This window comes from Rhizobium sp. AN6A (assembly GCF_900215635.1).
Classification (GTDB): Bacteria; Pseudomonadota; Alphaproteobacteria; order Rhizobiales; family Rhizobiaceae; genus Agrobacterium; species Agrobacterium tumefaciens.
This window is the reverse complement of record NZ_OCNC01000004.1, coordinates 2,628,333-2,643,586: the sequence shown is the minus strand read 5'-3', so window position 1 is coordinate 2,643,586 and position 15,254 is coordinate 2,628,333. Positions and strand designations below refer to the sequence as shown.

At 58.8% G+C, this 15,254-nt stretch carries 12 protein-coding genes; 9 read left to right on the top strand and 3 right to left on the bottom strand.

Annotated elements, in window-relative coordinates; genetic code table 11:
- Positions 1 to 76: 76 nt before the first annotated feature.
- Positions 77 to 331 (bottom strand): GlsB/YeaQ/YmgE family stress response membrane protein, encoded by a 255-nt coding sequence (locus tag CRO62_RS25600; protein WP_003515453.1) that lies wholly within the window; start codon positions 329 to 331, stop codon positions 77 to 79.
- A gap of 123 nt (positions 332 to 454) precedes the next feature.
- Between CRO62_RS25600 and CRO62_RS25595 the strand changes: the two genes are divergently transcribed.
- The 5 genes from CRO62_RS25595 (at position 455) to CRO62_RS25575 (ending at position 8,724) form a co-directional block, all read left to right on the top strand.
- Entirely contained in the window at positions 455 to 3,124 is a 2,670-nt protein-coding gene (locus CRO62_RS25595) for a mechanosensitive ion channel family protein (protein ID WP_323455516.1), read from the top strand.
- A 370-nt stretch (positions 3,125 to 3,494) separates the two neighbouring features.
- Entirely contained in the window at positions 3,495 to 4,628 is a 1,134-nt protein-coding gene (locus tag CRO62_RS25590) for a hypothetical protein (protein WP_097102713.1), read from the top strand.
- On the top strand, positions 4,625 to 4,945 hold the full coding sequence (locus CRO62_RS25585; protein ID WP_097102711.1) for a hypothetical protein: 321 nt from the start codon (positions 4,625 to 4,627) through the stop codon (positions 4,943 to 4,945). The genes CRO62_RS25590 and CRO62_RS25585 overlap by 4 nt, the downstream gene beginning before the upstream one ends.
- 269 nt (positions 4,946 to 5,214) lie before the next feature.
- Positions 5,215 to 7,728: a GcvT family protein gene (locus CRO62_RS25580; protein WP_003515448.1), complete on the top strand. Its 2,514-nt coding sequence runs from the start codon at positions 5,215 to 5,217 to the stop codon at positions 7,726 to 7,728.
- A gap of 162 nt (positions 7,729 to 7,890) precedes the next feature.
- Positions 7,891 to 8,724 carry a response regulator gene (locus CRO62_RS25575; RefSeq protein WP_003515447.1) on the top strand — a complete coding sequence of 278 codons (834 nt, stop codon included), beginning with the start codon at positions 7,891 to 7,893 and terminating at the stop codon, positions 8,722 to 8,724.
- A gap of 31 nt (positions 8,725 to 8,755) precedes the next feature.
- On the opposite strand, the gene CRO62_RS25570 is transcribed toward CRO62_RS25575, so the two are convergent.
- Positions 8,756 to 10,312, bottom strand: coding sequence for a phospholipase D family protein (locus CRO62_RS25570; protein ID WP_097102708.1), 1,557 nt, complete (start codon positions 10,310 to 10,312; stop codon positions 8,756 to 8,758).
- A gap of 166 nt (positions 10,313 to 10,478) precedes the next feature.
- On the opposite strand from CRO62_RS25570, the gene CRO62_RS25565 reads away from it, so the two are divergent.
- The 3 genes from CRO62_RS25565 to CRO62_RS25555 are packed head-to-tail and all read left to right on the top strand — an operon-like array spanning position 10,479 to position 11,804.
- Positions 10,479 to 10,793 carry an ArsR/SmtB family transcription factor gene (locus tag CRO62_RS25565; RefSeq protein ID WP_097102706.1) on the top strand — a complete coding sequence of 105 codons (315 nt, stop codon included), beginning with the start codon at positions 10,479 to 10,481 and terminating at the stop codon, positions 10,791 to 10,793.
- Complete coding sequence (locus tag CRO62_RS25560) at positions 10,790 to 11,149, top strand: SRPBCC family protein (RefSeq protein WP_097102704.1); 360 nt, start codon at positions 10,790 to 10,792, stop codon at positions 11,147 to 11,149. The genes CRO62_RS25565 and CRO62_RS25560 overlap by 4 nt, the downstream gene beginning before the upstream one ends.
- Before the next feature lie 43 nt (positions 11,150 to 11,192).
- Positions 11,193 to 11,804 carry an ATP-dependent Clp protease proteolytic subunit gene (locus tag CRO62_RS25555; RefSeq protein ID WP_097102701.1) on the top strand — a complete coding sequence of 204 codons (612 nt, stop codon included), beginning with the start codon at positions 11,193 to 11,195 and terminating at the stop codon, positions 11,802 to 11,804.
- A gap of 43 nt (positions 11,805 to 11,847) precedes the next feature.
- Here CRO62_RS25555 and parE read toward each other — a convergent pair whose 3' ends face one another.
- Complete coding sequence (gene parE, locus CRO62_RS25550) at positions 11,848 to 13,968, bottom strand: DNA topoisomerase IV subunit B (protein ID WP_097102699.1); 2,121 nt, start codon at positions 13,966 to 13,968, stop codon at positions 11,848 to 11,850.
- 209 nt (positions 13,969 to 14,177) lie between these two features.
- On the opposite strand from parE, the gene CRO62_RS25545 reads away from it, so the two are divergent.
- On the top strand, positions 14,178 to 15,059 hold the full coding sequence (locus CRO62_RS25545) for a dienelactone hydrolase family protein (RefSeq protein ID WP_097102696.1): 882 nt from the start codon (positions 14,178 to 14,180) through the stop codon (positions 15,057 to 15,059).
- Positions 15,060 to 15,254 lie beyond the last annotated feature (195 nt).

Genomic DNA, 15,254 nt, shown 5'->3' with positions numbered 1-15,254 from the left:
CGATTTTTGTGACGAAAAAATTTCAGTCGCGCTGGAAAACGCTGGAAATCCGGGATTTTACGGATTTTGTCTTTTGCTATCCGCGCCGGAAGGCTCTGCCGATGACGATGAGGATGCAGGCGCCGATGAAGCCGGCGATGAGATAACCGATCCATCCGGTCAAAACGATTCCGAATACCGAGAGAATGGCGTTGGCGACGATGGCGCCGACGATTCCAAGTAGGATGTTCATGAAAACACCCATATTGCTTTTCATGAATTGTTCGGCGAGCCACCCGGCGACACCACCGATGATGATAGCTGCGATCCAGCCAATACCAGCAGATTCCATGATTTCCTCCCATGATTGCTGCATTATTGAAGGTGATGATTCTCCGGGTGAAAAGCAAGATAAACTCCCGAAAACCTCGCTTTTTGCGGGTGGTTTTCCGCGCGGCAGGCGGTAAATAGCCTGATGCTGGATGAAGATATGAAAGGCATGGATGTGCGGTTGATGTTTGGCGGAATGATTGACGGTAGGCGGATGTTCGGCGGGCCTTTATCCGGCCGGCGGCGAAAGGCCGCCCTGGCCGCGATAATGGTCGCGGTACTCACCCTCCTTGGCAGCTTTCTGTCGTCCGCAACCTTGGCGTCGGCGCAGGATGCGCCAGCGGCCGCGCCAGTCGCTATCCAGGCTTCCATCGTCGAGCAGGCGCGCACGGATCTGGAAAAATGGAAGGCCGATATTTCGGCGATCGCCAAACAGGTGGAGGCGGGCGGCAGCGATGACGTGCAGCTGGTGGACCTGAAGGGACGCGCCGATACCATTGCAGCCGATGCTGCTGCCGCCAACACCAAGCTGCGGACCCGTCTCGACCAGATCAAGACGCGTCTCGACGCGCTTGGTGCTGCCCCGGCGGAAGGACAGCCGCCCGAAGCGAGCATGGTGACGGAGGAGCGCTCCCGGCTGACGGCGGAGCGCGCCGAGGTGAATGCCATTGCCGGCGAGGTGGAGAGCACTGCCACCAACGCCGCGCAGATTTCCAACAACATAACGGCAGTTCGTCGGGCGCTTTTTGCCGCGACCCTGTTCAAGCGCACCGAAGTCTCTTCCCAGACGCTGGGCGACGCCTCTTCCGCCTTCGTGAGCGAGCTGACCAATCTCAACAACGCCTTCAGCAGCTGGGCGGGTTTCGTCTGGAACTACAAACGCCTGCCGATGTTCGGGGCGGTGATGCTGTCGATCATGGCGGCGCTGTTGTTTCTGGTGGGCGGTTACCGCTTTTTCGGCAGCCGCATGGAAAGGCGGGCCTTTACCGGAGAGCCTTCCTATCTGCGGCGGCTTTCGGTGGCCTTCTGGTCAACCATGGTGCAGTCGCTGTCGCTCTTCCTGTTTCTGGTGACCTCGGCGTTTTTCCTCGATAATTTCAACGTGCTTCGTTCCGATATAGCGCCGATCCTGTTCGGGGCTATGGCAATTACTGGCTTCGTCTATTTCGTGTCGCGGCTGAGCTACGCTATCTTTGCGCCGACGCAGCCGGAATGGCGTCTGTTGCAGGTTTCCAATCGCGGAGCGCACACGCTGTCCTCGGCCGTGCTTTTGATGGCGCTCGTCAACGGTCTTGATTATCTGTTCGGCACGATCAGCGAGACGCTCTATTCGCCGCTGATCGTCACCGTTGCCAAGAGCTTCATTGCCTCCATCATCATTGGCATCATCCTGCTCACCGTGTCGTTCCTGCGCCCGGTGATCGGTGAGGGGCAGGACTACGAGACCGGCAACCAGCGCCTGCCGCGCTGGCTGGTCATTCTGCTCAGGGTCGGCGGGCTTGTTCTCATCGGCGCCTGCCTTACGGGCTATGTGGGGCTGGCGCGGTTCCTTGCCACGCAGATCGTCGCCACCGGTGCGGTGCTCGCAACAATGTATATCGGCATTCTTTCCGGCAAGGCGATTTCGCGACAGGGCGCCTTTTCCGAATCCCTGGCCGGGCGTTATCTCGGGCGGCGCTACGGTCTCGGCCCGGTTGCGCTGGATCAGGCCGGTCTTGCGGCAGGGCTCGGCATCTATGTCATCGCACTCGCCTTCGGCGTGCCGCTCATCCTGTTTTCCTGGGGGTTCCAGCCGGGCGATATCGAAAGCTGGGCCTATCGTCTGCTGACCGGCATCACCGTCGGCAATGCCTCCATCTCGCTGATCGGCCTGTTCGGCGGCGTCCTTGTCTTTGCCATCGGCTACATCATCACACGCTGGTTCCAGAAGTGGCTGGACAACAACGTCATGGCGCGCGGGCAGGTGGATGCGGGCGTACGCAACTCGGTCAAGACCGGCATCGGTTATCTCGGCATCGCGGTTGCGGCCATTTTCGGCGTCTCTTCCGCCGGTCTTAACCTCTCCAGCCTGGCGCTGGTGGCGTCTGCCCTTTCGGTCGGTATCGGTTTCGGCCTTCAGAACATCGTCTCGAACTTTGTCTCCGGCCTCATCCTGCTGGTCGAGCGTCCCTTCAAGGTGGGTGACTGGGTGGTGACAGGCACGACGGAAGGCACCGTCAAGCGGCTTTCGGTGCGCGCGACCGAGATTGAAACCTTCCGCGGCCAGTCGATCATCGTACCGAACTCGGAATTCATCAATTCCTCGGTCGGCAACTGGACACACCGCAACCGTATCATGCGTGCGGAAATTCCGGTTTCAGTTTCCTATGAATCCGATCCGCAGCAGGTGATGGATATTCTGCTGGAACTGGTGCGCACCCAGCCGCCCGTACTGCGCAACCCCGAACCGCATGTGGAATTCCTCCGTTTCGGCGACTTCTCGCTGGATTTCGAATTGCGTTTCCACCTCGCCGATCTTTCGAACGGGCTTGGCGTGAAAAACGCGCTGAGGATTGCAATCCTCAAACGCTTCCGCGAAGAGGGGATCGCCATCCCGTTCCCGCAGCGTAACCTCAACATCCATGTGGAAGGCGATGCAAATCCGCAAATGCTGGCGGCGCTGCTTTCGGAAGAGGGTGACAAGGCGGTGGTGGCGCATACGGGCGCGGCGGCACCTAAGGGCGGAACGGACAAGGATAATGATGTCGGCAAGGCGAGCGATAAGGCCGGTCCGGAAATGAAGCCGACGGCAAAAAACGCCGCCAAGAGCAACTGACCGGCTGCGGCTGCGGCGATTTTTGCCGCGGCCCCGCCGGTGTTTAATATTTTTTCGGGCAGGGCGGGGGAAGTATGCCGTGCGCTTGTGGCGGATTACAATCATGCCCGCAATTTTCATCTGCGCGGTGCAGATATCTGACGGAGTTTCGTCGTAAAATTATAATAGAAATACCCGCGATGACTGTATTGCTGATTAAACTTCAAGTTGATATATTGCCGTTATAGCTTAATTTATTTCTTTTTCTTTCGGGGTTCATATGTCGGATCCAATAGATGGAAATGCCCAGCCTGCCCAGCCTGCCCAGCCTCCGGGCCAAGTTCCCGCAAAAACGTCTTTGCGGGAAAAATTGAGGAGTGCGTGGAGGTGGGTGACACCCCATGCCGCCCGAGTATCCTTACTGGCGACAGGTGTCGTTATCGGTTCTGCCGGTCTGTTTTTCCTGATGGGCCAAACCGATGTGACGGATGACTACCTGCCGAAACGCTGGAATGAATCCATCCGCAGACTGGGAATCGAGCCGGTCTATCCTCCACAGGAGGATATTTATGTCGGAGACATCATCGCCGAGGTCGTGGATTCGGGCCACAAGTTCAAGTCTTTGCCCAGCGACCTCGAAAGCGAGTCCTTCATCGGTCGCTACGTCAAGATCACCCAGATACCTAATTTGCGGGGATATCTCGGGGTCAAGTCTGAGGCGCCTTATTTCGGCGACAGCACCTGGTCGGAGGATAAAAAGTCTCTGTCGATTGCTCAACCGCGTACGGAGGTTGCTGTGGATGGGACGACGTCTGGCCTGGTGGTGAAGGACGCGCTGTTTCCCGTCATCAGGATAGAACGCAAGGAAGGAATGGCAGGACTTTTACGCAATATCGCCTTCGGTGGCGCACGGGCGGATATCGAGGAAATCGAGCTTCAGAATGTGCAGACCTATGCGATCAATCCCTTCCACGCACAAAATGCGCTGATGCGGTTTTGCAATGATGACGACACCAAGGTCTATTGCGCCGACGACTATCTTCGCGAAAAACTCTCGTACATTCTCAGCCGCAATATTTTGAGAACCGCGGAGACAGAGGATTGTGGTTCGCGCTATATTTACGACATTCGCCTGCTGGTCGTGCGTCAGGCGTTTCTGACACGCGGGGTAAAGGTCACCAACGGCCGTGCACGATCGGGTTTCATCGATGCGGGGGGAAACAAAGGCGACGTCCAGAAGACTCTGGATGGTGCGGACGTTGCCGCGACCACAGGCCCGCAGGGCCAGCAGCCGGCGGCCGAAAACATGGCCGGCGATGACAACACCATTCGCAGCACGAACAGTTCCGGCCTCTTCTCCGATAGCCAGTTTGCGAGGCCGCTCGTCATAGGCTTCAACAGCGTTTCCATCGGTATGCGCAACAGCACGCCCGCATGGCTGGATGCCGCGGCAAAAGCTGCCGCTGGCAAGGACGTGAAGGACCGCGCCAAGATTTGTGCATCTTCGCAGGAGGTTGCGAAATGAGACTGGCTATTTTTCTCTTCGGTATGTTTTTTCCGTTTCTGGCAAATGCGCAGGATGTGGTTCGCCCGTCTGTGAGTGGAGATATTGCGCAATTCAACGATGATTGCATTTATCGCATTCCACCTTGCGTCAAGGATGGTGGCGGCGTTTTTCCGCCGCCACCACCTCCGCCCGGTGGCGGCGGCGGGATACACAATCTGCCAGGCGGTCCTGTCCTCAAGAACTCGATCATCGTTCCCGGCAACGACGTTATAAAGGGGTTAAACTTGGACGGCCCGGATGTGCGGGGGATGCAATTGCAGCTTCAGACCAGATAGAGGGTATATCCAGCGCTTCAGGCTCCAATCCGTCTCGGCTGACACTTGATCTGTTCCGGTTGGCATTTTCCCATATGTGCGCCGCCGTCGTCTTCAAAAGGCGACGGTGGTTTGAATCCCGCCTTCAGCGACGGCATTTTCTCCCCTGTCGCAGCACCCTATGGCCATGTCGCAATCAGGCGGCTGAACGGCCGCCGGGCGCTTCATATTCCATCCCATCGATTTGGCAGCACGACAGGCTATGCCGGCGCTTTTTAGGGGTTCTGTAAATGAAGACACATGCACGGGCGGTGGTGATCGGTGGCGGCGTCGTCGGCGTTTCGACGCTTTATCATCTTGCCAAGAAGGGCTGGAGCGACAGCGTCCTTATCGAGCGCAAGGAACTGACCTCCGGTTCCACCTGGCACGCAGCCGGTCTTTTGCCGCTGTTCAACATGAGCTACTCGGTCGGCCAGATCCACAAATATTCGGTGAAGTTCTACGAGGAGCTTCAGGAAGAGACCGGCATGAATGTCGGTTTCTCCAAGGTTTCTAACATTCGTCTCGCCCGCACCAAGGATCGCTGGGACGAATATATGTATTATGCCGGCATTGCCGAGACCATCGGTGTGCGGGTCAATATGCTGACGCCGGAGCAGGTGAAGGAAATCTGGCCGCTTTGCGAGACGGACGGCCTGCTGGGCGCCATCCAGCACCCCGATGATGGTTATATCCAGCCCGCCGACCTGACGCAGGCGCTGGCCAAGGGCGCGCGCGACCGTGGCGCCACCATCTATCGCAACACCACCGTCACCGCCATCGAACAGCTGGAAGACGGTCACTGGAAGGTGACGACGGATAAGGGCGAGATCATCGCCGAACATATCATCTCCTGCACCGGCTCCTTTGCCCGCAAGACCGGCGAGATGGTCGGCATCAATATTCCGGTCATCCCGGTTGAGCACCAATATATCGTCACCGAGCCGCATCCGGCCATTCTGGAGCGCCGCCGTCAGGGTCTGCCGGAAATGGGCGTTCTGCGTGAATCGGATTCGGCCTGGTACATGCGCGAGGAGGCCGGCGGTCTGATCCTCGGCCCTTACGAAGTCGGCGCTCCGGTCTGTTATGTCGACGGTCCCTCTGACGATAGCGAATATGAGCTGTTCCAGGAGGAACTCGACCGCCTTATGCCGCATATCGAAACGGCGATGGTGCGTGTTCCGGCTTTCGGCGAAGTCGGTATCAAGAAGGTTTATAACGGCGCTATCGCCTATACGCCTGATGGCAACCCGATCGTCGGTCCGGCACCAGGCCTGAAGAATTTCTGGCTGAATGAAGGCCACTCCTTCGGCATCACCGCTGCCGGTGGTGCTGGCTGGCAGCTTGCCGAATGGATCGTCGATGGTGAGCCGACTCTCGATCTGATGGGTGTGGATCCGCGCCGCTTCGGCCCTCACGCAACGGAAGGTTACCTCATTGCCAAGAATGAGGAAGCCTATGCCAACGTCTTCACCATGCATTACCCTGATGAAGAACGTTCCGCTGCCCGTCCGCTGAAGACGACGCCGGTTTACGACCGTCTGAAGAAGCTTGGCGGCGTGTTCGGTTCTGTTTACGGCTGGGAGCGTGCCAACTGGTATGCACCGGAAGGTTATGCGCTGCGCGAAGAGGACCTCGGCGTCGGTGCTGATGTCATCACGAGCCACAACTATGCGCCGCCACTGGACGATGGCCGTATCGTCGAGAAGTGGTCGTTCCGCCGCTCGAACTATTTCGAACATGTCGGCAACGAGGTGAAGAACGTCACCCAGAATGTCGGCGTGCTTGACATGTCGGCCTTCGCCAAGATGGAAGTTTCCGGTCCCGGCGCGCGCGCCTGGCTTGACAGCATTCTCGCCAATATCGTGCCGAAGAAGCGCGGCCGTATTGCGCTGACGCACCTTCTGACGCCGAATGGCGGCGTGAAGGTGGAGTTCACCGTCTATGAATGGGCACCGGGCCGGTTCTATCTGGTGTCCGCCGGTGGTCTTGAGGCGCACGATCATGACGTGCTCCAGCGCCTTGCGCCCACCGACGGTTCCGTCGTGCTGCAGCCGATCACCCAGAAATACGGCGTGCTGGTGCTTGCCGGTCCGAAATCGCGCGATCTCCTGAAGAAGCTGACCCGCACCAGCCTCGAGAACAAGGATTTCCCGTGGCTGACGGCGAAGCAGATTTCCGTGGGTGTGGCGACGGCGCATGCGCTGCGCGTCAACTTCGTCGGTGAATTGGGCTGGGAATTGCACCATCCTATCGAAATGCAGAACTACATCTTCGACCGGCTGATGGAAGCGGGCGCCGAATTTGGCATCAAGCCATTCGGCATTCGGGCTATGGTGTCGATGTCGCTCGAAAAGTCGTATCGCAACATGGGCCGCGAGCTTTCGGTCGAATATAACGCCTATGAATCCGGCCTCGACCGGTTCCTGCGTCCGGAGAAAAATTTCATCGGCCGCGATGCGCTGGTGGCCTACAAGGAAGCCGGCTTGAAATCGGTATTCTCGACGCTGACCGTGTCGGGCAATACGGATGTCGATGCGCGCGGTTCGGAAGCCATCTTCGATGCAGATGGCGCACTTGCCGGCCGTGTGACGAGCGGCGGCTTTGGCTGGCGTATCGGCAAATCGATTGCGCTTGCCATGCTGAAACCGGAATATGCCACGATTGGCACGAAGCTGAAAATCCGCATTCTCGGCACGCTTTATGATGCCGAGGTCGTGGAAGAAAGCCCCTTCGATACGGAAAACGCTCTGCTGCGCGCCTGAGGCATTTTCCTGGAAGCATTCGAAACACGGCCCTCCCTCGGGGGCCGTGTTTTCTTTTGGGTAAGCATGTATGCCGACTGTTTTCGGGCAAAAGTGTTATTAATCATTCTGAAAAATACGCCTGCTAATTTCCCGTGAAAGACGACGGGGGACTGGGACAAAATGAATTTTCTGGGCATTACGGGCATGCAATATTCGGGTGTGCCTTTTACCAATTGCCGCATCTTACTGGCGGAAGATACCAATGTGTTCACCCAGATGGTGAGCATGCGCCTGAAGGAATTGCTGGGCGTTTCCGTGGAGGTGTGCCGCAACTTCGAGGAGTTGCAGGCGTGCTACGAACACTCGGCCGAACCCGTGACGCTTGCGATTTCCAACATCAATCTTCCGGGGGCGGAGAATGGTGAGGCGCTGGAATATCTGATCGATCTTTCGATCCCGACCATCGTTTTCACCAGCACGTTTCATGAGGCGACCCGCGAAACGCTGATCGCCAAGAATGTGGTCGACTACATTCTGAAAGACAATATCTTTGCCGTGGACATGCTGACGGAATCCATCTGTCGGTTCCTCACCAACCACCGCCACCATGTGCTGATTGTGGATGACAGCCCAACGGCGCGGGCGCTGCTTTCCAGCCGCCTCAAGCGTTATAATTTCCGCGTCAGCCTTGCCGATAGCGGTGCGAAGGCGCTCGAAATCCTGAAGGCCAATCCCGATATCGGGCTGGTGGTGACCGACTACAACATGCCCGATATTGACGGTTTCGAACTGACACGGCGCATCCGCACCGTGCGCGGCTCGCACGAGTTGCGCATCATCGGCGTTTCCTCTTCCACCAACCGGCTTTTGTCGGCGCGGTTCCTGAAGGCGGGCGGCAACGATTTCATGCTGCGGCCCTTCATCGACGAGGAATTTTATTGCCGCGTCAACCAGAACCTCGACACGCTGGTGCAGATACAGCTGGCCAAGGCTGGCGTGAGACCGGCGGCCTGACCGGACTTCTCGTGGTCAAGGCCGCGATATGTCAAAGCTGAGACTCGAGCGGCAGGAAACGCATGATGCCCGCGACGATCCGGCGGCTGATGGCAGCGTCCGGTTCACGCCGGTATGTCTTCGGCTGGCCGTGTTCTTCGGTCATCCAGACGATGCGATTGCCGTTGTCTATATCCAGCTCGAAGCTCATTGAGCGGCGGATCTCTTCGCTGAATATCTCGTCCATGCGCGCAACCAGCGGGGCGGAGGTGAAAACGACGCCCATTTCCGTGTTGAGAGAAGCGGAGCGCGGATCGAAATTGAGCGAGCCGATATAGCCGGTCTTGCCGTCGCGGGAGAAAGCCTTGGTGTGGAGGCTCGCCTGTCCTGAACCGCGAAGCGTAAAGCTTGGCTGGTCCGCCTGTGCACGCAATTCATGCAGGCGCACCCCGCCCAGCAGAAGCGGCTTTCGATACCGTGCGTAACCGGCGTGAACGGCGGCAACATCTGTTGCAGCCAGCGAGTTGGTGAGGATGGCAACCGAGACGCCGCGCTCGGCAAGGTTTGCAAAAATGTCCAAGCCCTGTTTGCCGGGAATGAAATAGGGGGAGGTGATGTGCAGGCTGTCATTTGCTGCCTGCATCAGCGGCAGCAGGCTCTCCATCAGGAAGTTGTGGCCGTTGCGGCGTTTTCCCGCTGCTTTTTCCGGCGGGTCGGCAAGCACGTCGGCTTCATCGACCCAGTGCAGGCGGTCCGACATCAGGAAATGTCCGCTGCCATATTGGTTTTCGACGCGCTCGAGATAGGGTTTGGCAGCCTCGCTTTTCGGCAGCGCAGCAAGCTCGCGCCGTAACCTGGCGAGCTTGCTCGGCCTGCGCGCGAGAAGCGAGCGCACGGGAACGGAAACGGCGCTGTTCCAGTAGTCGTCGAAGATTTCGGTGGCATCCGCAACGATCCTGCCGAAACCGAGAATGTCGAAATCGTGGAAATTGGCCCGTTCGGCGGCATCGAAATAGGCATCGCCAATATTACGGCCGCCAACAATCACGGCGCGTCCATCGGCAATCCACGCCTTGTTGTGCATGCGCCGGTTGACGCTTCGGAACCGGAGGACCAGTTCCAGGCTTCGATACAAGATGTTTTCCCGCGCCCTGGTTGGGTTGAAGAGCCGCAGCTCGATATTGGGATGGCTGTCGATGGCGTGGAAGATGCGGTCGGACATCGAGACGCCGAGATCGTCCAGAAGCAGCCTCACGCGCACGCCGCGGTCTGCGGCGGCAATAACCTCGCGCATCATCAGCCGACCGGTCAGGTCGGCATTCCACATGTAATACATCAGATCAAGGCTACGCCCAGCCGCCCGCGCCGCCGCCATGCGCACTGCAAAGGCATCCAGATTGGAATGCAGCAGGCAGAGCGCGTTTTTCTCGTTCCAGCCGTTCCTTATCGACTGCCAGTGGCGATCGAGCCCGGTCGCATCCTCGGCAACGGGCAGGGCATTGGAGGGGCGTTTGGGAATGGCCTTTTCCCGCTGCTTGCTGATGACAACAAACAGGCTTGGTCCGACGACCAGCAGCACCATGGCGATAAAGACCGTAAATGCAGTCACTTGTTTTGATCACTCCCGGCCTGAAGATTATCAGGCCGGGTGAAAACGCGCGAGCACATAAAGCGTTCACGGCAGAAGAGGGTGCGGGAGCGAAAAAGTCTGCCTAGCGAAGCGAATTCAGGAGGCGGGACTTGTGAATGACATAAGTGTATGCTTATCTATTGTCATGACAGAGAATGATATTTTCCGGGCGCTGGCCGATCCGACACGCCGCGCCATTTTCGAAAAGCTCGCGGATGGTGCCCAGAACGCTTCCGTCTTGCGCGAAGGCATCGATATCAGCCAGCCGGCTATGTCGCAGCATCTTGCCGTGCTGCGGGGGGCGGGGCTGGTGGTCGAACGGCGGCAGGGCCGTTTCGTCAATTATGAGGTCGATCCGGATGGGCTGACACGGATTGCGACGTGGCTTGGCAAATACCGCGCCTACTGGCCGCAGCGCGTAGAAGCACTCAAGCTCTTGCTGAAGGATATGGATCAATGAACAGGGAACTGCCCGCAGCACCGAAACCCGGTATCGAGCTTGAATATGATCTCGATGAGCCGCCACAAAAGGTCTGGCGTGCGATCAGCATTCCGGCCTTCCGTGAACACTGGTTGCCGAAGGAGGCTTTGGCTGAACCCGAGGCGATCAGGATCACCCCGGGGAAGGAGGTCTGTTACAGGATGCGGGATGACGTTCCGCCATTTCTGGAAAGCACCGTCACCTTCAGGATTGCACCCAACGCGAGCGGCGGCACCAGCCTGCGGGTCATTCATGAGTTGCCCATCACCGGTTCCGGTCGGATGACAAAGGCTGCCGCAAACCACAACGGTTCGCCGATCAAGCTCGCCGCCTGATCCACCACATTTCCTTACATTTTCAAACGACAGGAGTTCGCCGATGCGCGAAGCGATGCAACTCGTCCCTATGGTAGTTGAACAATCCGCAAGGGGAGAAAGGTCTTTCGACATCTATTCCCGGCTGTTGCGGGAAAGGATCATCTTTCTCAACGGTGAGGTCAACGACGCCGTTTCCGCGCTTGTCTGCGCGCAATTGCTGTTTCTCGAGGCGGAAAACCCGAAGAAGCCGATCCATCTCTACATCAATTCTCCAGGCGGTGTCGTGACCAGCGGTCTCGCAATGTACGACACCATGCGCTACATCCGCGCGCCGGTTCATACTCTGTGCATGGGGACCGCCCGTTCCATGGGCTCGTTCCTGCTTATGGCGGGCGAACCGGGGGCGCGGGCGGCATTGCCCAACGCCAGCATCCTCATTCACCAGCCGTCCGGCGGGTTTCAGGGGCAGGCGTCGGATATGCTCATCCATGCTGAAGAAATCAGGCAGACAAAGCACCGAATGACGCGGCTTTATGCCGAGCATTGCAAGCGCAGCTATGACGAGTTTGAAGCGGCAATGGATCGCGACCGTTTCATGACGGTGGAAGAGGCACTGGAATGGGGATTGATCGACCGCATTCTGGACGTTCGCGAAGATGTGGCGGCGGCATGACAAAAAGCGTCCCGGTTGGCGCATGGCTGGCCGGGACGGCTGCTCAGATATCCAGATTATCCGCGAAGGCAGCGCGTTCCTGAATGAAGCGGAAGCGGGCATCCGCCTTGGTGCCCATCAGATTGTCGACCGCCTCGCGAGTGCCTTCGAAATCCACATCATCGATCTCGACGCGCAGCAGGGTGCGCTTTTCGGGATCCATGGTGGTTTCCTTCAGCTGTGCCGCCATCATTTCGCCAAGGCCTTTGAAGCGGCCGATTTCGACCTTCTTACCCTTGAAGACGGTTTCCATCAATTCGGCGCGGTGGGCGTCGTCGCGGGCATAGGCGCTCTTGGCACCCTGACGGATGACGTAGAGCGGCGGCACCGCGAGATAGAGGTGGTTGCCGCGAATGAGTTCCGGCATTTCCTGATAGAAGAAGGTGATGAGCAGCGAGGCGATGTGAGCACCATCGACGTCGGCATCCGTCATGATGATGATGCGTTCGTAACGCAAATCTTCTTCGCGGTACTTGGTGCGTGTGCCGCAGCCCAGCGCCTGGATGAGATCGGCGATCTGCTGGTTGGCCGAGAGTTTTTCACGGCTGGCGCTGCCGACGTTGAGGATCTTGCCGCGCAGCGGCAGGATGGCCTGATTGGCGCGGTTGCGCGCCTGCTTGGCCGAGCCGCCAGCCGAGTCACCCTCGACGATGAAAAGCTCGGCATTCTCAGCCGTGTTCTGCGAGCAGTCCGCCAGCTTGCCGGGCAGGCGCAGCTTGCGCACCGCCGTCTTGCGGTTGACTTCCTTTTCCTTGCGGCGGCGCAGGCGTTCTTCGGCGCGCTCGATCACCCAGTCCAGCAGCTTCGCCGCTTCGCCCGGATTGCCGGTGAGATAATGGTCGAAGGGATCGCGTAGCGCGTTTTCGACGATGCGCTGGGCCTCGACGGTCGCGAGCTTGTCCTTGGTCTGACCGACGAATTCCGGCTCGCGGATGAAGACGGAGAGCATGCCCGCTGCCGAGATCATCACGTCATCGGTGGTGATTTCCCTGGCGCGCTTGTTCTGGGTCAGCTCCGCATAGTTCTTCAGACCCTTGGTGAGTGCGATGCGGAAACCGGCCTCATGCGTACCGCCTTCAGGCGTCGGGATGGTGTTGCAATAGGAATGGATCTGGGTGTCGCCGCCATACCAGGTCACAGCCCATTCCAGCGCGCCGTGGCCACCGGTCTTTTCGGTGCGGCCGGAGAAAATCTCGCGGGTGACGGTGAATTCCTTGCCGAGCGTGGCCGCCAGATAGTCCTTCAGACCACCGGGGAAATGGAACACCGCCTTTTCTGGGATTTCGCCACCCGCGGGCACCATGCCGGGATCGCAGCTCCAGCGGATTTCGACGCCGCCGAAGAGATAGGCCTTGGAGCGGGCCATGCGGAAGATGCGCGCCGGTTCGAATTTTGCGTGATCGCCGAAGATCTGCGGATCGGGATGGAAACGCACGCGGGTGCCGCGTCGGTTGTGCACGTCACCCAGTTCTTCGAGACCGCCGATGGGCGCGCCGCGCGAAAAGCGCTGGCGGTAAAGCTTGCGGTTACGGGCGACTTCCACTTCCAGAAGATCGGACAGTGCATTGACCACGGAAACGCCGACGCCATGCAGGCCGCCGGAGGTCTCATAGGCCTTGCCGTCGAACTTGCCGCCGGCATGCAGCTTGGTCATGATGACTTCGAGCGTCGACTTGCCTGGAACCTGCGGATGGTTTTCCACGGGAATGCCGCGTCCGTTATCGGTGACGGTTAGGAAACCCTCGGTATCGAGATGGACCTCGATGAAATTGGCGTGGCCCGCGACAGCCTCGTCCATGGAGTTGTCGATGACTTCGGCAAAGAGGTGGTGAAGCGCCTTCTCGTCGGTGCCGCCAATATACATGCCGGGCCGCATGCGCACCGGTTCCAGCCCTTCGAGCACGCGGATCGACGAGGCACCGTAGTCGTCACCGGAGGGGGACACGGGCGCTGGAGGCGGGGGCGTCGTGAAGGCCGCAACGGCTGCTGGTTTCGGTTGCACGTTCACGTTCGCGGCTGCGGACACCGGGGCCTTCACGGGTTTTGCCGTGTCCTCGTTCTTTTCCGTTTCGCTGTTTGGTGCCACCGGAAGACCGGAGAAGAGATCGTTGCTATCGTCCATCATGTCCAAGGTTCAAAAAAGCGTGTCGTCAGAATTTCGCCAAGCGAATCAGTATGCCAATAGGGGCAAGTATAGCGCCAAACGTGCAGGGCGTGTGGCCTAACGCGGCGCACCCTGTGCCACGACTATGTCAGGGTTTCGCAACAGGAGGATTGCGCTGCCGCCCTGGCAATGGCAAGTCTCGCAGCCACGAATGAACGGTTAACCAAGTCATGTCCACAGCTCATTTCACGTTTTGTACTCTTTTCTGCCTGACTGTTGCGGCGATGCCGGGCGGTGCCGGGGCGGCGGACGGGCCGCTGCGGCCGTTCAAGGACGAGCTTTTTTCCAGCCAGACAGTGCTTTCCACGGCCGATGGCGGCGCATCTGAGGTGATCGATTATCAGGAGATGCGCGACATCAACGGCCGCGACGAGGTACCGGAACGGCGGGTGAAGCGGCAATATGTGGACATGGCGCCCAAAACAGCGCAGGCGATGGAATCCGTGGCGCTTGAGGGCAGGGCGCTTGAGGTGGGCCGCGTCGGGCCATCATCCGGGCAGGCCTTCACCGTGATCTTCATTCACGGGCGCGGCGGCGACCGGCGGCTTGGCATGAACGACTATACGTTCGGTGGCAATTTCAACCGGCTGAAAAATCTGGCTGTCGCCAATGGCGGCACCTATTATGTGCCGAGCGTACGGTCCTTCGATGCCAACGGCGTTGCCGACGTTTCCGCGCTGATCACCTATGCGGCTAGCAAATCCGGCGGCAAGCCGGTGGTGTTGGCCTGCGCCTCCATGGGCAGCTTCATCTGCTACGGCATCAGCCGTGACAAAGCGACAGTCGGCAATCTCAAGGGTATGGCGATCCTTGGCGGCGCGGTCGATCCCGATTTTCCGAAGAGCGCCTTTGCGAAAGCCAAAAAGCCGGTGTGGTTTACCCATGGCAGCGCCGACAAGGTCTATTCCGCCGACAGCCAGGCGACCATCTTCCGCACCTTGCTGAAGGCGGGAGAGCCGGCGCGCTTCACGCTTTTTGAGACAGGCACGCACGGAACGCCGGTGCGCATGACCGACTGGCGGGCGGTTTTGAACTGGATTTTGAGCCGATGAGGTGCGGTTTTGGTTCGACAGACGCGAATTTCGGCAAATTGACCGACGTTTTGAAGCTTATGACTGCTTTTTTGTACCAATTATTATCGGCTGCGTTTAAGGAAATATTCCGGGATTTCCGGCAGGGTTTCTGTCGCGATTAGGGGCCGCCTGGCGGCTGAGGTAAGGGGTGTTCGCGCCAGCGGCTCTCCGAGA